General features: G+C 38.7%; 1 pseudogene. It reads left to right on the forward strand.

Going from position 1 to position 537, the window contains the following annotated elements:
- A pseudogene (locus tag LD39_RS21285) lies at positions 1–332 on the forward strand (AMP-dependent synthetase); the annotation flags it as partial.
- Positions 333–537 lie beyond the last annotated feature (205 nt).

Here is a 537-nt window from a genome sequence, read left to right on the forward strand (position 1 = left end):
AAAAAGATGTGATTATCAGTGGCGGGGAAAATATTTCGTCTATTGAAGTAGAGGGAGCACTGTATGAGCACCCTTCTGTATTGGAAGCGGCTGTCGTAGCCATTCCTCATGAAAAATGGGGAGAAGTTCCTCATGCGGTCGTGGTCTTAAGAGAAAAAGAGTTGGTGTCAGAGGAGGAACTCATAGCTTTTTGTCGTGAGAAAATAGCTCACTTCAAGGCTCCGAAGAGTGTATCGTTTATCGAAGAGCTTCCGAAGACTGCTTCAGGAAAAATTCAGAAAGTCGTCATTCGTAAATCCTTCTGGGAGGGTCACAGTCGGATGATCAATTAGGATATCTTTGTTATTTGATAGGGGCATCTTTTCTGTTGATTTTTTGAAACTTCACTATATGCCTTTGTTCTTTTTCTGGAATCTTTTAAAAATCGTTTAAAGTAAATAAATAAGCAAATAGGATATTCAGCATAAGTGCAGAATAGTAGAAGACACGATCATTGAGTGTTGGTACAACAGCGTTTGTATTAAATTTAATCATGAG

It is taken from the genome of Halobacillus sp. BBL2006 (assembly GCF_000786645.1).
Classification (GTDB): domain Bacteria; phylum Bacillota; class Bacilli; order Bacillales; family Halobacillaceae; genus Halobacillus.